An 18,408-nucleotide genomic window follows, 5' to 3' on the forward strand; every position below is an offset into this window, starting at 1 on the left:
GAACGAGAACATCCGGAGAGTCATAAGGAAAATGCGTAAAACTACAGGTCTCACCAGGTCTATGACCTGCCTATTCGTGGGGTGCGGCATCTGGAGTGCCGGGATGGCGGATGAGTTGTCGACCATGCCCTATTTTTCCACCTGGCCGCAGATCCACAGCGCCATTGCCAGGGACGAGGGGATGGAGCGCCAGATCCAGGCTCTGCTTTCCCGGATGACCCTGGAGGAGAAGGTTGGCCAGATGATCCAGCCCGACTTTCGTGAAGTGACACCTGAGGAGGTGACGCGCTACAAGATTGGCTCCGTCCTCAACGGGGGGGGTGGCTGGCCCGGCAACAACAAACACGCGTCGGCCCAGGACTGGGCACACCAGGCCGACACCTATTGGCAGGCGGCGGAAGCGGGCTTTGAGGGCAGGGGGTATCGCATCCCCTTCATGTGGGCGACCGATGCGGTGCACGGCCATAACAACGTCTTCGCGGCGACCCTGTTCCCGCACAATATCGGCCTGGGGGCGGCGCGGGATCCGGATCTTATCTACCGTATCGGCCAGGTGACGGCGCGGGAAGTGGCCGCCACCGGGCTGGATTGGACCTTCGCCCCGACGGTGGCGGTGCCGAGGGATGATCGCTGGGGCCGGACCTATGAGGGCTATTCCGAAGATCCCGCCATCGTCTATCACTATGCTGGCGAGATGGTGCGTGGCCTGCAAGGTTCCGCGACGGATCTGCGCGGCCAGCGCCATGTCATCTCGAACGTGAAACACTTCGTGGGGGACGGCGGCACCCTGAACGGGGTCGACCGGGGTCAGAACTTCTATTCGGAAGAGGACCTGCGCAACCTGCACGCGGTGGGCTACTTCTCGGGGCTGGATGCCGGTGCCCAGGTGGTCATGGCTTCGTTCAACAGCTGGCACAACGAGCTCAACCGCGATGTGCTGCCAGAGGACGGGGTTGAGTACAACGGCAAGCTGCACGGCAGCCGCTATCTGCTGACCGACGTGCTCAAGGGCAAGATGGGCTTTGATGGCCTTGTCGTCTCTGATTGGAACGGTCACAGCGAGATCGCCGGTTGCACCATGGGGAGCTGCCTGCCTGCGGTGCTGGCCGGGGTCGACATTTTCATGGTCACGGCGCGCAAGGACTGGATGGAGTTTCGCCAGAGCCTGCTCGATGGCGTGGCGAGCCGGCAGATCCCGATGAGCCGGATCGACGATGCCGTGACGCGTATCCTGCGGGTCAAGATGCGGGCCGGGCTGTGGGAGAAACCCATGCCGTCGGCCCGTGAGCTGGCGGGCAAGCAGGGTGAACTTGGTGCCGTGACGCACAAGGCGCTTGCCCGGGAGGCGGTACGCAAGTCGCTGGTGCTGCTCAAGAACGAGGGCAGGATCCTGCCCCTGAGCCGGCAGAGCCGGGTGCTGGTGGCTGGGAGCGCCGCCAACGATCTGGGCAAGCAGGTGGGGGGCTGGAGCCTGACCTGGCAAGGCAGCGAAAACGGGCGCGGTGATTTCCCCGGTGCCCAGAGCGTGCTGGATGCGGTGACCGCCACCGTCGGTGCGGATCATGTGCAGGTGAGCACGGGATCCGGTGAGTTTGCGGGAGCCAAGCCCGATGTCGCCATCCTGGTCATGGGGGAGGATCCCTATGCCGAGTGGTTCGGCGACATTCCTGACAACAAGACCCTTGCCTATGGGGATCTCAAGAGCAGCTATCACGAGGATCTGTTGACCCTCAAGCGGCTGAAGGCGGCCGGCATCCCCGTGGTGACCGTGCTTTTCTCCGGACGTCCGCTCTACGTCAATGAGGAGCTCAATCTCTCTTCCGCCTTTGTCGCCGCCTGGCTACCGGGCACCGAGGGGGAGGGGATCACCGATCTGCTGTTCAGGGATGCCAAGGGCAAGGTGGCCCATGACTTCCAGGGACGCCTCTCCTTCTCGTGGCCCTTCAGCAAGTGCGCCACCACCATCAATCGCACGCCCACCCATATCCCGGGCTGGCAGCGTCCAGCCTTCGAGCAGGATCCCGCGGGTGAGTACGCACCGCTCTTCCCCTATGGCTACGGGCTCAGCTACGGCAAGCCTTCCCCTGTGGCGGCCCGGGTCAGCAACCTCAATACCCTGACCCTGGATAATCGTACCTTCGGCTGCAACGAGAGCGACCCTGCCAAACTGAGCGCCGCTGACAAGGTGCTCGAGCTGTTCGGGCCAAAGGCGGGTGAAGAACACCGTCTGCGCATGGGGGATGCCAGCAACTGGACGGGGACTGAAGTCTCCGGCAACAGCGTGACCGAGATGACCTTCATCAAGGTTCAGCCCATCGACTACCTGCGCCAGCAGGATGCGCGAGCGGTCACCTTCCTCGGGGCTAACAAGCCGGGTGTCGACTCCGGGGCCACGATCCAGTTGCAGACCACCCAGGTCAAGGGGGCGGATCGTCGCACCTACCTGAAGGGCGAGAGCGAGCTGCAGGTGACGCTGCGGGTGCAGCAGGCGCCAGCGGGGGACATGACGCTGGGGCTGCAGTGTGGCTGGCCCTGCGGCAAGTCCATCGAGATTGCGCCGGCCTTGCGCCAGTTGCCCCCGCAGAAGTGGGTGACCCTGAGTCTGCCCCTGCGCTGCCTCGAAGAGGGCATGGACTTCGCGAAGGTCAATACCCCCTTCATCCTGGGCACCAGTGGACAGGCACGCATCGACATGGCGACCGTACGCTGGGTACCGGCTTCTCTGCTGGGGGCCTCAGGGGAAGTGGTCAGGCTCGATTGCCAGGGCAGGTTGAGTCGATAAGCCGTCAGCCAGATGCACCAGGATGCCTGTCGGGCTCCTGGTGCCTTGATAACCGGCTCCGCCCCGATGCGGAGGGAGAGGTGGGAGAGAAGGATGTCGATCGTACAGCGGATCAGATTGGGCTTTACGCTGCTGCTGGTCCTGTTGCTATTGCTCGGGGCCATCAGTTACCTGAAGACGACCTCCATTCACGGTCGTTTCCAGCAGGTGACCGAGGAGGCGACGCCTCAGGCCCTGACCGCCAGCCGGCTGCGCGCCGCATTGCTGATGGCTGACAGGGACAGCCTGGCGCATCTCGCCATCCGGGAGACGTCGGCGTTCCCCGAGTCCCGTCAGCGTGTTGCCCATGACAAGGTCCGCTATGAGCAGCACATCAAGGCATTCGCGGCCCTGACACTCGATACCGAGAGTGAGCGGCAACTCGCCCGGGTCACCGACCAGGCCCCCCGGCTGTTTACCATCTCTGAGCAGTTGATGAGCCTGCACGAAGAGTCGGTCGAGCTGGAACGGGTGCTCGCACGGATGCGGAGCGAGCTGCTGCACCTGGACGACAACTACCGTTCGGCGGCAGACCTGCTGGTGCGTTACACGGCAGGGCGGCGCTCTTTGCAGAACAAGGCGGAGCTCATCACCAGCGGTATTGCACGGGATCTCAAGCTGATCCTGCGTGCCGACGGCAACACGGATCTGGTGGCGCTACAGGGGGTGCTGGCCAAAGACATCGACATTGCGAACCAGCGTCTGGAGCGGATTGTTGTCCCCGATGACGTCAAGGCCAGGTTCACCCGCCATGTGGCGCGCATTCCCCAGCTGGTATTTGGCGACAAGGGGCTGATTGCCACCCTGGTGCGCCGTCAGCAAATCAGCCAGCAACTCCATGGCTTGCGTGAACAGCAGGAGGCGCAGAGCCAGCAACTGGGGGAGGTCCTGGACAGGCTTATCGCCATCAGCAACCAGAGCATGCAGGAGGACAGGCTGAGTGCCGACGTCGCGGTTGACAGCGCCCGCACCTGGATCGTGATGGTGGCCCTGTGTTCCGTGCTCATCGCCCTCATTGTTGCCTGGAGTACGGCCCGCAGCATCCAGGTGCCGCTGGTGCGGATCAATCGGGTTCTCGGTCTGATGGCACAAGGTGACATGACGCTGCGGGTTCGCTACCCCGCCAGGAACGAGCTTGGTGAGGTTGCGAACTCCATCGACCAGCTGGCCCACCACACCAAGACGCTTCTGATGGAGGTCCAGACCGGCTCTGAGTACTTGGTGAGCGAGACGCGCAAGACCGCAGAGATCGGCGAGCAGGTGATGTCGCAGGTGCAGGCGCAGAAGGCCCAGACCGATCAGGTAGCGGCCGCCATCTTCGAGCTGGAGACCAGTGCGACCGAAGTGGCGCGCTCGAGCGATCATGTTCGTCGGGAGGTGGGGGAGGCCAATGACGAGAGCCGGCGCGGACGTCATCTGATGCAGGCCAATCGGGATGGCATCGAGCAACTGGCGACCGACATCGCCGGGGCCATGGCGATCACCCGCAAGCTCGAAGGCTACAGCAGCAACATTGGCAACATTCTCGAGGTGATCCGTGGCATGGCTGAACAGACCAACCTGCTGGCCCTCAATGCGGCCATCGAAGCGGCCCGTGCCGGGGAGGCCGGGCGGGGCTTTGCCGTGGTGGCCGAGGAGGTGCGGGCGCTGGCTACCCGTTCACAAGGGGCGACCCAGGAGATCCAGGTGATGATCGACAACCTGCAGGGATGCGCCCGCGATGTGGCGAGCGTGATGGCCCAGAGCCATGAGCAGACCCAGCAGAGTGTGCTGCAGACCCGGGATGTCGAGAGTGCCCTGGCGGGGATCGCCTCGCGCATGGAGGCCATCAAGGATATTGCGGATCACATGGCTTATGCCGCAGCGGAGCAGATTTCGGTGAGTCAGGGAGTGGCCCAGCACGTGGCGGCCATCGCAGACGTGGCTCACGAGACCGAGCAGGCGTCCCGGGTATCGGCGAGCAGTGGTGAGGTGTTGTCGGGGCTGGCCAGCCAGCAGCAGAGTCTGGTGGCCCGTTTCAAGGTGTAGGAGAGAGGCGATGTGGAAATCTGTGAGTGCCCTGCTGGTCTGGGGGCTGAGTACGGCGGCGGTATCCCAGGAGCTGGTGCTGGAAACCTGGCGCGTGGATGACGAGGCGCTCTGGAAGGAGCAGTTTCTGCCCCGTTTTCAGGCGATCCATCCCGAGATCACCCTTAAGCTGCATTCGCAGCGCTCGGCGGATTATGATCGGGAGCTTGCCGAGCGGCTGGCAGCGGGGAAGGCAGGGGATCTCATCACTTGCCGTCCTTATGATCAGTCCCTGCGGCTGTTCCAGCAGGGGCATCTGCTGGATCTGACGGACCTGCCCGGGATGGAGAACTTCCCGAGCTTTGCCAAGGCCGCCTGGCAGACCGACTCCGGGGCCCAGACCTTCTGCCTGCCCATTGCCTCCGTGATCCAGGGTTTCTACTTCAATGTCGATATCTTCAACGCCCTTGGGCTGACACCGCCGCGAACCCGTGCCGACTTCTTCGCCGTGCTGGAGAAGATGAAGCAGGATGGCCGCTATCTGCCGCTGGCACTGGCGGCTCACGACAGCTGGGTGGTCTCCGAGCTTGGTTATCAGAATATCGGTCCCAATTACTGGCATGGGGAAGATGGCCGCCTGGCGCTGATCAACGGTCAGGCGCGAGTGACCGATGCCCCTTATGTGGCAGCGTTTCGTGAGCTGGCGAGCTGGCGGCCCTACATAGGGGACCATCCTGCCGATGCCACCGAAGCACAGGCGGTGGATGCCTTTGCTGCGGGCAAGGCCGCCATGATAGTGGCGGGCTCCTGGTCGCTGGCCCAGTTCACCGGCAAGGTCAATTTTGGTGCCTTCCCGCCCCCCGTTGCACGGGAGGGGGACACCTGCTATTTCACCGATCACACCGACATGGGGATCGGCATCAATGCCGCCAGCCCGAACAAGGAGGCCGCCCTGAAACTGGTGGAGTGGATGGCTAGCGCCGACTTTGCCGAGCGTTTCTCCAATTCGGTGCCCGGCTTTTTCTCCCTCTCCAATCACTTCTTCGAGCTCAAGGATCCGGTGGCGAGCACCATGATGGGCTGGCGGGATACCTGCGATTCCACCTTGCGTCTGGGGGCGCAGTTCCTCACCCGGGGTGAGCCATTGCTTACCACAGAGCTTGCGGAGGTATCGCAATCCGTGGTGCTCGGCACCATGACGCCGGAAGCGGCTGCCGCGCGCATCCAGCAGGGGTTGGCAAGCTGGTATCCCCCCCAGAAGGCGGCCACGAGAAGAGCCAGTCTGTGTGAAGCGGACGAGCCTCTCCCCACGCTGGCAACCAGCGCGGCCACCGGGACGGAATCCCCCTTTGCAGCGCCTTGACGGTGGCCACGCTCCCGCAGGGATCTGCACACTCCCCAAGGCGCCTTCAGGCGCCTTGTTTCATTCAGGTCGACCGGGTTCATCGGGTTGCCATTGCCATTGCCATTGCTAGGCTTTGGCTGGTGTCATGGGGCCAGGCCGGATTGAGGGGTCGGCAGAAGAGGGACGCCAGGTTGTGTGTAGTCTCTGTGCTATGTCAGAGAGTCAAGGTGGAAGTCGCGGCAGGGGCTCGTCGCTCGCTGGACAGGTGGCTGACAAAAGAAAAACGGCCCGAAGGCCGCTTTGCGCTGATGCTGTGCAGGGATCTGATGCTGCGCAGGGAACTGCCCCGGTCTGTGTTCACCCCTTGTAGGGCAGTGTGGTATCACGCACCACAATGCTCAATTCGGGCAGTTCGTCCGAGTTCAGCTCCGTGTTCTCGATCAAACCCAACAGAGTCTTGACCATCTTGACCCCCATCTCGTAGATGGGCTGGCGTACCGTGGTCAATGGCGGGTTGGAATAAGTAGAGAAGGGCAGGTCGTCAAAACCGATGAGAGAGACATCCTCAGGCACCCGCAAGCCGCACTGCTTGAGCCCCAGAATGGCCCCGTAACAGGTCTGATCGTTGGCGCAGAAGATGGCGGAGAATTTCCGGCCGCTCTCCACCAGCTTCTTGACGGCATTGAGCCCGCCGACCTCGGCGAAATCCCCCTGGATGACCAGGGAGGGGTCATATTCGATACCTGCGCTCACCAGGGCCTGGCGATAGCCATGATGACGCTCGATGGCATCGTTATGATCCGGTAAACCGACGATATGGGCGATGTCACGATGACCCAGATCCAATAAATAGCGAGTCGCCATGTAGCCACCCAGCCGGTTATTGATGCTGAAGGAGTGTACCCGCTCGGTCATGATATTGTGACCTGTGGCCACAATCGGTATTTGCTGGGAAAACTCGAGCAGTGTTTGCTGATTGACGTGGCCGGTCAAAATAATAAGGCCATCAACCCGCCGGGCCACCAGCAGACGCAACCGCTCAACTTCTTCTTCCGCATTCCAGTGACCGCTGACAATCAGCGGCACATACTCCATGCCCTGAAGAGTGTGTTCAACACCCCGCAACATTTCGTTGGAAAATGGACTCTCCACATGTTGGGTCAAAACACCCAGGGTCATGGACTGACCCGTTTTCAAATATTGCGCCATCAGGTTGGGACGAAAATTCAATTCCTGAATGGCATCTTCCACCGCCTGACGTTTATCTGCGGCCACTTTGGCCGAGCCGTTCAATATCCGGGATACAGTGCTTGCCGAGACACCGGCTCGGCGGGCGATATCATAGACAGTGGCTTTTTTCTCCTGAGCTGACTTCGACATCCCCCCTCCGTACTCGACTGTGAAAACCCCTGGTCATGGCCAGTGTTATATGAATATCTTCTTAATAAATCAGCAAGTTAGGATACCCGTTTCCCCTGGTGGTGACAAGCGATGATGCGCCTTGCCAGGGGAGGGAATGCTACTGCTGGGCGGCAAAAAAGACCTCTTTTGCCTTGGTAAAACCGGCTTGCTCGGCGGCTTTGACCCAGGCGAGCGCCTGCTCATAGTTTTTGCTCTGAACGGCAGTGCGAATATGCTGATAATAATCCAGCTCACCCAACGATTTATCGGGTGAGACCATCACGGGCGATATGGTTTTTGCGATCTGCGTCGCATTTGCAGCGGGCTCTGCGTCCAGCGTCAAATATAGGCGTCCGGTAGCAGAGTGAGGCACTTCCACATTGATGAGGCGGGCGACATCCGTGGTGCGATCATATTGCATGGCGCGCTGGAGATCGTCCGGGTTGAGCCGGGTACTGCCCTGCATGTCCTTCGCCGTGGAATAGATCACCATATAGGCGGCCCGAGCGCTGCCGATGGGGGCTGGAATGGTGAATTCCCCCTGAATGTTCTGCCCTGAAATTAACGAACGACCGTCATAACTGAATGTGGAACCGGGAATGGTTTGAACGGCGTTGTATTGCTCGTCCAGCAACAGGATGCTGGGCAGGAAGACGGTATAGTCGACCGGAATGGTTATTTTGACGCGAGTCGCCTGGCTGACTTCGGGCAGCGAGAAGGCCATTACATAGCTTTTGCCTGAATCAAATGCATAGACCTGGCTGTCGGTGCTCACATCGACCCAGCGGCTCTCCTGCCCGAGGGACTGGAAGCGAAGTTCCTTGAACGACTCGACCGCCACCTTGTTCGACAATTGTTCCCGACCTTGTTCAACCTGTTGCTGCAGGGCGGAGACTGCCGATCCTGGCGAATGCTCCGGGCCCATGCCGGCGCATCCGGCCATCAGCAGACTGACCAGGAAAGGCAGACACTGCTTCGTTCCCTTCATCGTGTTTCCTCGTATGCAATGCGGGTCCTCCAAGGGACCCGAGATTATAGTGCAGATAAGTATCGCGACCTAACCTACCACCACATGTCCGCCTGTACACCGACCAGGAAATCTTCCCGGTCTTCCTGCCAGGGGGTCTCGTTGTTGTGATCGACATAGGTCGTCAGAATGCGGATCTCCGGTGAGGGCCCCATGCCGGTATTGACGGTGAAGGTCGGCACTATGCTGACCTTGTGAGAGGTGCCACCCCGTTCGACGTTGTCGATGATCAGGTTGTTTTTCACATATCCGACTTCCGTCTGGATGGAGAAGAACTCATTGATCGGGAATACCGGGCGCAGAGATGCGGCATACCAGGAATCATGGCCACCCAGCTCGTAGTCGTTGTATTGATAGGAGAGGGTCGGCAGCAGATGAATATTGGCGCCATACCAGCCACCCCAGAGGAAGAGGCGGTAGGATTGATCGCCTTCCATCACCTTGGACTGGTAGGGTTTATAGCCATCCGCCTTGTCCTGCAGTGTCTTCTGATACAGGGAGCCCTTGCGATACATGGCGGTATTGGTCAGGTTGGCACCCAGCAAGTCTCCTGAACCCAGCCCACGTCCTGCCTGGGCGATGAACTTAGAGAAGCCCCCCGGCATGAAGAAGAAGTCGTCGCGGGAATAGATGACGGTTCCTTCTGCCCCCTTGGTCGCATATTGCTTGTTATCGCCGGTGAACTCGTTGCTGGGCATCTGCTTGAGTGCGATCTCCATGTCCCAGGCACCATAGAGGGCGCTGGTGTGGAGGGTGTGCATGGTGGCTTCAGTGCCATTGGCGCGGTCGGAGTGGCTGGTGTCGTTGCTGTTGATATAGGCAAAGTCCCACTTGCCACCCGCCATCTCCATGGCTTTGATGCCGACGCCGGTTCCCGAGTAGTCCGTGTAGAAATAGTCGGTGGTCCAGATGTAGTTCTCGCGGTCGTAATAGCGCAGGCCACCCCACATGGTCCCGGTCGGGGTGATGCCACCCAGCTCCACATAGGTTTCTGACACACCGCTTTCGCGAGGCGCGGCACGGGTTTGCAGGCCGTCGGCATCGGACTCCACCTTGAAGTGGATGTTGACCGACTTGTTGCTGCCCAGATCCCACAACTTGTTCAGGCCCGCTTCCCAGCTGTTGTCCAGCTCGGAGCCCAGGCGCCCCATGGTCTTGTCCATCTCATATTCGTACCCCGCCTTGGCGAAGTTGTCCTTGGCGTCAAACATCGAGCCGGCACGAATATAACCGTGGAAGCCAAAACTCTCGGCGGCATTCGATACTGCGGGCGCTACCAGCCCGCAACATGCCCCGACAAACAAGGCGAGTGACTTCAATTTCATCTTATTGCTCCAATCCGTAGAAAATTATTTTCAATCGATTTCTCGAAGATTCAATGCCTTGTCACTTGATCTGCTGGCAGGGCTGATTGCTGTCAAAGTCTGCCGGGATGGCTGTTTTCAGGGCCACGTTGGTGAAGGCGAAGCGCAGACCGGCCATGGAGTCCCAGGCCCCGCTCAGGTAGAGCGCCTTTTGCACCGAGCCTGTGTTGGCCGCAGGAATGAGAGAGGCGACCGGCAGGATGCAGCGGTACCAGGTGTCGTCATCGGGCACGATGTTGCTGTCCATGGTGAAGAAGGTGCCAAAGTCCGGGCCGGCGGTACCGTCCATGCGGATCTGGATGTTGGGGGAGTCACCGTAGCTGGAGACTTTCAGGTCGAGCAGCATGGCGCCGTCCTGATAGGCGGAGAGATCCCCATTGGCGCTGTCGGTCCCGAGGAAGGCGGCGCCATTGCCTGGCAGGTCCATGGTGATGACCTGGTTTTCATCGGTCAGGGTGCCGCCGAAGCTGGCTGCCGGGTAATCGGCGCTGCGGTCCAAGGCCTGGCTCTTGTCACCGGAGTAGTAGAGTGCGGCATCGGTGGCCACCAGCGCGGGGGCATTGTTGACGCCGGAGCCTGTGTCCGGATTGGTACCTGGATCGGTACCGGGATCGGTTCCCGGATCGGTGCCTGGGTCTGTGCCCGGGTCGGTAGCGCCGCCAGGCGCTTCACAGGTGACCGGGTCGACAACGGGCTTGGCCGAGGTGGTGAGCAGGTACTTGATGTTGGTGATTTCGTAGTTGAAGGCTTCTTTGGTGGCCAGGTGGAACGGTGTGCCCACAGTGGCGAGGTTGATGGCCGTGGCACCGGGGAAGGGCTTCATGCAGTTGATGGGCAGCGTGAGCGTTTCCCAGTCGCCCGAACCGGTCAGGGCGCTGGCAATGGGCAGGCTGCTGCGGTTGGGATATTCGTTGTCGATGGAGGCATTGAGCACTTCCGGCACCTTGCTCTTGGTCCGCAACTGGAACTCGATGAAACCGGAGGCGTATTTGCTCAGGTTCAGAGGGGTGGCGGATTTGAGCATGAAGGTGCCATCTCCGTCACCGGCTACCTGCACATCGGCGGTGTCATCGGTACCGGCATTGTTGATGAGCACGGCGCTGATGCTGGTCATGGCGACGGGAGAAGCGGTGACCGGTTGCAAGCTCCAGTTGTCCTTCTCTGACTGGATGCTGGGGGTTGTACCCCCATTGGCACCGACCCCGAACAGGATCAGGGTGCTGTCGCCAGGGGGCGTGGTGCCACCGTTGTCGCCACCGTTATTACCACCGGTGTTGCCACTATTCGAGTCGATATTATCGGCCCCACCACACCCGCCAAGCAGGGCAGCGGCGATCAACGACGCCAAAAGTCCTTTTTTTGATGCATTCATACTGACCACTCCAATCAATGGGAAAAATATCCACCGCGATGAACCGTCAAGACTCAAACAGACGCTATGCAATCGATGCCAAGACAAATCATGCTGGCTTTATTTTCTTGAAATCGATTTCCAATGCAATGCTTATCCCCTGTGATGATCAAAGTTTGTGTTTCAAATCACAGAAAGCGTGTCCTGATGACCAGCTGATGGGATGTGCAAGAAAGAGTTATCTTTAAATGAAAAGAGTTCATAGTGTTGTTTTTAATGGCTTATTTTCTTTTTCTCTTGAGGCTGACGATCAGAGGGAAAGTATCGGAGTAGATCTGCAATGTATCTGAGGTGATTGCGATGTGTCGATTTCTGAGCAACACTTAAATTGACTTCGATTTCATGGTGTATTGCTTGAGAACCAGGGTGTCATCAACCTTGCGGGGCCTCTCCAGCGGTTCAGGCACCAGGAGTGTCCAGCCTTGACTGGTGATGGCAGACAGCATGCAGTCGATGAGGCCAATGGCGTCGGTCTTCAGAGCGATGCTGAGGCCGGGTTCCTGCTGGGTCGGCACCGACCCGGGATGGTGCAAGCCCCCTGTGCCAGATAGCAGATCGCCATCTTGGAGAAGACCAAGGATGCGCTGGCGACGGAGGGTTGGTCACAAATCCTGGAGAGGCAACCCGCGATAGGGTCGCCCCGCAGCATCGGCCATGAACCACAGGCCCGGCACCATGGCGCGCTCATCCTCTTCGAAGGAACGCAAAATGGTGCCAGGCATGCATTGCATGATCATCGCCTCCCCAGGGCCGGCAAACCCGCGCAGCGGTCAGCATGATCGGTGCTGTGCTCGCTGTGCCCGCCAGGCCTGAATGCGCGTCTGGGTGCCGATGACGAAGACAAAAAAGACCGGCACGAAGAAGATGGCCAGCAGGGTGCCGCTGATCATGCCGCCGAACACGCCGGTGCCGATGGCATGCTGGGTCTCGGCGCTGGCACCGCTGGCAAGCATCAGCGGCACCACGCCGAGGGTGAAGGCGAGCGACGTCATCAGGATGGGGCGCAGGCGCAGGCGGGCGGCGGTCACCGCAGCGTCAAGCAGCGAGCGTCCTTCGCCGTGCAACTGGCGGGCAAACTCCACGATGAGGATGGCGTTCTTGGTCGACAGACCGATGATGGTGATCATGCCCACCTTGAAGAAGACGTCGTTGGGCATGCCGCGCAGCATCACCGCCGCCACGGCGCCGAGCAGGCCCAGGGGGACCACCAGCATCACGGAGAGCGGAATGGACCAGCTCTCGTAGAGCGCGGCCAGCACCAGGAAGACCACCAGCGCCGACAGCAGCATCAGCAGGGGGGCCTCGGCCGCCGACCGGCGCTCCTGCAGCGACTGTCCCGTCCAGGCCAGGGCGAAGCCTGGCGGCAATTGCGCCACCAGGCGATCCATTTCCGCCATCGCGGCGCCACTGGAAACCCCGGGGGCGGCACTCCCGGAGAGACGCACGGCGGGGAAGCCCTCGAAGCGCATCATCTGTTGCGGCGACTGGCGCCAGGTCGGTGTCACCACCTCCCTCAGGGGCACCATGCCGCCGCTGGCATTGCGCACCCGCAGGCCGAGTACGTCATCGAGCTGCATGCGCGCCGACGCGTCGGCCTGCAGGATGACCTGCTGCATGTGCCCGCCGTTGGGAAAGTCGTTGATGTAGAGCGACCCCATCGCCGCCGACAGGGTGCTGCTCACGCTGGTGAACGAGAGTCCCATGGCCTCGGCCTTCTGCCGGTTGATCTCGAGGTGAATGCTCTCGCCGGGGGGCAGGCTGTCGGGATAGACATCGCTCACCACCTCGCTTTGGGCCGCCAGTGCCAGCAGTTGCGCCTGGGCGGCCTGCAGCGCGGCCTCTCCCTGGTTGGCCCTGTCTTGCAGGAAGAGCGTGAAACCGGAAGAGGTGCCCAGTTCGTCGATGGCGGGCGGCAACAGGCTCATCACAGTGCCTTCCTTGCTGTTGGCCATGGCGGCCTGTGCCAGCTCCGCCTCTTCGGCAGCCGTGGCACCATGGCGCTGATCCCACTCTTTGAGCATGGTGAAGGCCATGGCCGCATTGGGGCCGGCGCCGGAGAAGCTGAAGCCCTGCACCACCAGGTTGGTGTCGAGCGCCTCGCGAGAGGCCACATGGGCCTCGAACTCCTTGATGACGGCCAGGGTGCGCTCGCTGGTGGCGCCGGTCGGCAACTGGATGGAGGTCATGAAGTAGCCCTGATCCTCGTCCGGCAGGAAAGAGGAGGGCAGCTGGGTGGCCGCAATGGCCAGCACGGCGCAGAGGGCGGCGAAGGTAGCCATCACGCGTCCGCTGCGCCCGACCAGCCGGGTGACCCGAACGCCGTAGCCTGTGGTGAGGCGCTCGACGCCCCGGTTGAAGGCACCGAAGAAGCCGCGCTTCTCATGATGACTCGGGCTGACCGGGCGCAGCAAGGTGGCGCAGAGTGCGGGCGTCAGGGTCAGGGCGAGGAAGGCGGAAATCAGGATCGACACCGCCATCGACAGGGTGAACTGCTGGTAGATGACCCCCACGGAGCCGCTGCCGAATGCCATGGGAATGAACACCGCCGTGAGCACCAGGGTGATGCCGATCACCGCCCCGGTGATCTCCTTCATGGCCCGCGATGTTGCCTCCCTGGGCGAGAGCCCCCGGGTGGCCATCAGGCGCTCGACGTTTTCCACCACCACGATGGCGTCGTCGACGATGATGCCGATGGCCAGCACCATGCCGAACATGGTCAGGGAGTTGATCGAAAAACCGGCCAGCAGCATCACCGCGAAGGTGCCAAGCAGGGCGATGGGGGCGACGATAGCCGGGATCAGGGTGTAGCGCAGGTTCTGCAGGAAGAGAAACATCACCAGGAACACTAGCACCATGGCTTCCAGCAGGGTGTGGATCACCTTGTCGATGGAGACCTTGACGAAGGGGGCCGAGTCAAAGGGGATCGAATAGGCCATGCCCGCCGGCAGGGTTGGCGAGAGCTGGGTAAGGCGAGTGCGTACCGCATCGGCGGTGCGCACGGCGTTGGCGCCGGGGGAGAGCTGGATGGCGGCGCTGGTGGCAGCCACCCCGTTCTCGCGGTTGGAAAAGGCGTAGGATTGCGCCCCCAGCTCGACCCGGGCCACGTCACCCAGCACCAGCTTGGCGCCATCACTACCGGCCCGCAGCACGATGGCGGCGAACGCCTCGGGAGTGGTCAGCTGCCCCTGTACCGTGAGGGGAACCGTCAGTCGCTGACCAGGCAGGGCGGGTTCGTCGCCGAGGCGCCCCGGTGCAATCTGCACGTTCTGCTGCTCGATGGCCTGCGCCACCTCGCTGATGGTCAACCCGTAGGCGGCGAGCTTGCCCGGATCCACCCAGATGCGCATGGCCTGCTCGGCGCCGAACAGCTGCACTCGCCCCACGCCGTCTATGCGGCGCAGCTCCGGCACGATATTGCGCGCCATGTAGTCGTTCAGCGCGACCTCATCGAAGCGGCCATCCGGTGAAGTCATGCCGACCATCATCAGAAAGCCGGACGAGGCGGATTCCACCTGCAGGCCGGTTTGCCGCACCGCCAGTGGCAAGCGAGGCTCGACCGCCTTGATGCGGTTTTGCACGTCCATCTGGGCCAGCTCCGGATCGGTGCCCGGCTTGAAGGTGGCGGTGATCTGCGCGCTGCCGGAGGCATCTACCGATGACTCGAAGTAGAGCAGGTTCTTGACCCCCGACAGCTCGCGCTCGATCAGGCTCACCACCGCATCATTCAGGGTCTGCGGCGTGGCGCCCGGATAGGTGGCATAGAGGGTCACCGACACCGGCGCCACCGAGGGGTAGCGGGAGATGGGCAGCTTGGGGATGGCGATGACCCCCGCCAGCATGATGAAGAGGGCGAGCACCCAGGCAAACACCGGGCGATGAATGAAAAACTGCGGCATGAAATGTCTCCGATTCAACGGTTACCGGCGTCAGCCTGCTGGCTGACTGCGGGGGATTGCCAGGGATGGGCAATGACTTGCGTCCCCGGGGTCAGGCGGTCGATCCCCTCGATCACCACCCGCTGTCCGGCGCTGAGTCCGGACGTGATGCGGTAATGGCTATTCATCAGCTCAGCGGTGTTGACCGGAACCAGTTGTGCCTGCCCCTGGTCATCCAGCACCCACACGCTGGTCTGGCCCGATGTACGCACCACCGCCTGCTGAGGCACGCTCAGGGCGTGGGCATAGTGAGCCCGGGGAATGCGCGCCTGTACGTAGAGACCGGGCAACAGCCGCCGCTCCGGGTTGTCCACCAGTACCCGCAGCAGTACGTCACCGGTACCGGCATCCACCTCGATGCCGGAGAAGAGGATGTGCCCCTGCATGCCGAGCGGCTTGCCGTCGCTGCCGAGGATGTCCACCGCCAGTTCCGGTGCCGTCGAGCCAGCCTGCTGGCGCAGGGTGTCCAGTACCGAGGCCGGTTGACGGACATCGACGTAAACCTGATCGATCTGCTGGATCCTGGCCATGGGGGTGGCGTCGGTGGGGGACACCAGGGCCCCTTCACTCACCAGCGCCTGATCGATGCGCCCGGCGATGGGGGCTTCCACGCTGGCAAATTGCAGGTTCAGCTGGTGCCGGGCCAGGGTCGCCCTGGCCTGAGCCACGTCGGCGGCCGCCTGATCCCGCTGGGAGACGGCATCGTCATAGGTCTGGCGGCTGATGGCCTCGGTGCGCAGCAGCGGCACCAGACGGTCAATCTGGATACGGGCGCGGGCCAGCACGGCCTCCGCGCGCTGCAATGCGGCGGCGGCGCTGTCTACATCCGCCTTGAAGGGGGCCGGATTTATCTGGAACAGAACGGTGCCTGCGCCGATTTCGGCGCCCTGCTCGAACAGGCGGCGCTGCACGATGCCGCTGATTTGGGCCCGAATTTCGGCGCTGCGCAGCGCGGCCACCCGGGCGGGCAGATCCTCGCTGATGACCAGGTCCTGACCTGCCAGCGTCATCACCGACACCTGAGGAAGGGTCGGCGCATCTTGCGCTTGCGACGCCCCATCGCAACCTGCCAATCCGAATACGGCAATGACGGCGAGCAGGGTGCCCGCATACCGCTGTTTGACAAACATCATACTCACCTCGTTAAACCGCCTCCCGGGCATGGTGCTGCCGCGAGAGCACATCGAGCGGGCATTATGGAGAGGGGCTATTGCGAATGATTCGAGGCTTTGTGGAGAATCCATGGAGGCGGTGATAAAGTTCAAGCCCACCATTTTCGAGTCCGACCATGTCGTATCTTCCTGCTTCCGCCAACCCGGCGGCCCAGTCACTGGTACTGATTGCAGAGGATGAAGCCGAGATAGCCGACATCCTCGCCGCTTACCTGCAACGCCACGGATTGCGCACCCTGCATGCCGCCGATGGCCGCGAAGCCCTGGCCATGCACCAGACATGCAAACCCGATCTCCTGTTGCTGGATGTGCAGATGCCGCAGCTCGATGGCTGGCAGGTGCTCAGCGAGATCCGGGCCCGTGGCGACACGCCGGTGATCATGCTGACCGCCCTGGATCAGGACCTCGACAAGCTGATGGGGCTGCGCATGGGGGCGGATGACTATGTGGTCAAACCCTTCAACCCGGCCGAAGTGGTGGCTCGGGTACAGGCGGTGCTCAGACGCAGCCAGGCTGCGAAACAGACCACGGCCCGGGTGCTGCGGGTCGGCCCCTTCCAGATCGATCTGGAGAGCCACGAGGCCAGCCTTTGCCGCGATGAGGGGCAGCAGATGCTGGATCTGACCCTGACCGAGTTCAAGTTACTCGCCTCTCTGATGCGGGCACCCAAGCGGGTGTTCAGCCGCGCCGAACTGCTGACCCACTGCCTGCCGGAGGGGGATACCCAGGAGCGCACGGTGGACAGCCACATCAGCAAGCTGCGCAAGAAGCTGGAGGCACAGGGCATCCAGGGGGTGCCCGCCAGTGTCTGGGGCGTCGGCTATCGCTTCGGGGGCGATGCGTGACATCGGCACCCGGCCTGCGCAGGCAGATCATCCGCTCCCTGGGGCTGATGGCGCTCGGCATCATCTGCCTCGCGGTGATCGGCACCTATGTGTTCTACGCCATTGCCGTGACCTATGTGCCTGACAGCATTTCCGAGAGCTGGATGCCCTCCAGGGTCGAGATGATCTGGATCGGCTCGACCATTCTCATTGCATTGGGGATGGCGCTGTACGTGGCGGTGCGCCTCTCTCGGCGCATCCTGACCCCGCTCAATTCGGTGGCGAACAGCCTGCGCGAGGTGGCAGAGGGCAAACTCGATGCGCGCGTGCCGCTGGATGAACAGGCGATCGGGGAGACGGCGCAACTGGTGCGGGACTTCAACACCATGGCCGAGCGACTGCAAAGCATGACCCGCGAGCGGGAGTTCTGGAATGCCGCCATCGCCCACGAATTGCGCACCCCGGTGACCATCTTGCGTGGCCGCTTGCAGGGGCTGGCCGAAGGGGTATTTCCGCCAGAGCGTGCGCTCTTTGAAGGCTTGTTGCGCCAGGTGGAGGGATTGACCCACCTGATCGAAGACTTGCGGGTACTCAGTCTCAACGACAGCGGCCACCTGGAGCTGCAACGAGAGGAGATCAGGCTGGTCGACGAGCTTGCCGTGGTGCTTGAGGCGTTTGCCACCCCTCTGGCCGCGAGCGGTTTCACCCTCAAGCGGGAGCTCGATGCCGAGCTCTGGGTCTGTTGTGATGCTCTTCGCATCCGTCAGGCCCTGATGGCGCTGCTGGAAAATGCCCAGAAGCACGCGGTGCCGGGCATGCTGACCGTGCGCCTGCATCGTTCGGGCCCCCAGTGCATCCTGAGCGTGGAGGATGAGGGGCCTGGTATCAGCGAGGAGGTCGCCGCCCATATCTTCGAGGCGTTTCGCCGAGGGGATCCGTCACGCTCGCGCAAGAGTGGCGGCAGCGGGCTCGGGCTGGCGGTGGTCAAGGCGATTGCCGAGGCCCACGGCGGCAGCGCGGTTTGCCAACCCGGCGGGCGGGGCGGCACCCTGTTCCTGCTTTCATGGCCCCTCTTGCACCCTGACGGCAGGTCATGACCCC

The 18,408-nt window shown here is 62.1% G+C and carries 11 protein-coding genes; 5 read left to right on the forward strand and 6 right to left on the reverse strand.

The annotated features are described in order from the left end of the window. The first annotated feature begins 103 nt into the window (after positions 1-103). The 3 genes from J9893_RS16565 (at position 104) to J9893_RS16575 (ending at position 6,191) form a co-directional block, all read left to right on the forward strand. Positions 104-2,782: a glycoside hydrolase family 3 protein gene (locus J9893_RS16565; RefSeq protein WP_210601717.1), complete on the forward strand. Its 2,679-nt coding sequence runs from the start codon at positions 104-106 to the stop codon at positions 2,780-2,782. A gap of 93 nt (positions 2,783-2,875) precedes the next feature. Beyond that, the gene (locus J9893_RS16570) at positions 2,876-4,849 is read left to right on the forward strand and encodes a methyl-accepting chemotaxis protein (RefSeq protein WP_210601692.1); all 1,974 of its coding nucleotides are present in this window, start codon (positions 2,876-2,878) and stop codon (positions 4,847-4,849) included. Positions 4,850-4,859: 10 nt separating this feature from the next. Then, entirely contained in the window at positions 4,860-6,191 is a 1,332-nt protein-coding gene (locus J9893_RS16575) for an extracellular solute-binding protein (protein ID WP_210601691.1), read from the forward strand. A gap of 339 nt (positions 6,192-6,530) precedes the next feature. Here J9893_RS16575 and J9893_RS16580 read toward each other — a convergent pair whose 3' ends face one another. The 6 genes from J9893_RS16580 to J9893_RS16605 all read right to left on the reverse strand — a co-directional run bounded on the left by J9893_RS16580 (position 6,531) and on the right by J9893_RS16605 (position 16,444). Then, positions 6,531-7,553, reverse strand: coding sequence for a LacI family DNA-binding transcriptional regulator (locus J9893_RS16580; RefSeq protein ID WP_041201452.1), 1,023 nt, complete (start codon positions 7,551-7,553; stop codon positions 6,531-6,533). 139 nt (positions 7,554-7,692) lie between these two features. Beyond that, positions 7,693-8,562 carry a MalM family protein gene (locus tag J9893_RS16585; protein ID WP_039041337.1) on the reverse strand — a complete coding sequence of 290 codons (870 nt, stop codon included), beginning with the start codon at positions 8,560-8,562 and terminating at the stop codon, positions 7,693-7,695. Positions 8,563-8,636: 74 nt separating this feature from the next. Continuing rightward, the gene (locus tag J9893_RS16590; RefSeq protein WP_246875621.1) at positions 8,637-9,926 is read right to left on the reverse strand and encodes a carbohydrate porin; all 1,290 of its coding nucleotides are present in this window, start codon (positions 9,924-9,926) and stop codon (positions 8,637-8,639) included. A gap of 61 nt (positions 9,927-9,987) precedes the next feature. Continuing rightward, the gene (locus J9893_RS16595; RefSeq protein WP_155397123.1) at positions 9,988-11,313 is read right to left on the reverse strand and encodes a putative glycoside hydrolase; all 1,326 of its coding nucleotides are present in this window, start codon (positions 11,311-11,313) and stop codon (positions 9,988-9,990) included. A gap of 833 nt (positions 11,314-12,146) precedes the next feature. Beyond that, the gene (locus tag J9893_RS16600) at positions 12,147-15,272 is read right to left on the reverse strand and encodes a multidrug efflux RND transporter permease subunit (RefSeq protein ID WP_210601690.1); all 3,126 of its coding nucleotides are present in this window, start codon (positions 15,270-15,272) and stop codon (positions 12,147-12,149) included. Between the two features lie 14 nt (positions 15,273-15,286). After that, the gene (locus tag J9893_RS16605) at positions 15,287-16,444 is read right to left on the reverse strand and encodes an efflux RND transporter periplasmic adaptor subunit (protein ID WP_210601689.1); all 1,158 of its coding nucleotides are present in this window, start codon (positions 16,442-16,444) and stop codon (positions 15,287-15,289) included. A 155-nt stretch (positions 16,445-16,599) separates the two neighbouring features. Here J9893_RS16605 and J9893_RS16610 point away from each other — a divergent pair, with 155 nt between their 5' ends. Further along, positions 16,600-17,328, forward strand: a complete 729-nt coding sequence (locus tag J9893_RS16610; protein ID WP_201892295.1) for a response regulator — start codon at positions 16,600-16,602, stop codon at positions 17,326-17,328. Then, a complete protein-coding gene (locus J9893_RS16615) occupies positions 17,325-18,404 on the forward strand; it encodes an ATP-binding protein (RefSeq protein WP_210601688.1) in 1,080 nt (359 codons plus the stop codon). The genes J9893_RS16610 and J9893_RS16615 overlap by 4 nt, the downstream gene beginning before the upstream one ends. Positions 18,405-18,408: the final 4 nt, after the last annotated feature.

Source organism: Aeromonas sp. MaB10011B (assembly GCF_017939325.1).
Classification (GTDB): domain Bacteria; phylum Pseudomonadota; class Gammaproteobacteria; order Enterobacterales; family Aeromonadaceae; genus Aeromonas; species Aeromonas caviae.

Coding starts and splice junctions, on each gene's coding strand:
- J9893_RS16600 (WP_210601690.1), bottom strand. CDS start 15,272: ATGCCGCAGTTTTTCATTCATCGCCCGGTGTTTGCCTGGGTGCTCGCC.
- J9893_RS16585 (WP_039041337.1), bottom strand. CDS start 8,562: ATGAAGGGAACGAAGCAGTGTCTGCCTTTCCTGGTCAGTCTGCTGATG.
- J9893_RS16590 (WP_246875621.1), bottom strand. CDS start 9,926: ATGAAATTGAAGTCACTCGCCTTGTTTGTCGGGGCATGTTGCGGGCTG.
- J9893_RS16565 (WP_210601717.1), top strand. CDS start 104: ATGGCGGATGAGTTGTCGACCATGCCCTATTTTTCCACCTGGCCGCAG.
- J9893_RS16570 (WP_210601692.1), top strand. CDS start 2,876: ATGTCGATCGTACAGCGGATCAGATTGGGCTTTACGCTGCTGCTGGTC.
- J9893_RS16605 (WP_210601689.1), bottom strand. CDS start 16,444: ATGATGTTTGTCAAACAGCGGTATGCGGGCACCCTGCTCGCCGTCATT.
- J9893_RS16610 (WP_201892295.1), top strand. CDS start 16,600: ATGTCGTATCTTCCTGCTTCCGCCAACCCGGCGGCCCAGTCACTGGTA.
- J9893_RS16580 (WP_041201452.1), bottom strand. CDS start 7,553: ATGTCGAAGTCAGCTCAGGAGAAAAAAGCCACTGTCTATGATATCGCC.
- J9893_RS16575 (WP_210601691.1), top strand. CDS start 4,860: ATGTGGAAATCTGTGAGTGCCCTGCTGGTCTGGGGGCTGAGTACGGCG.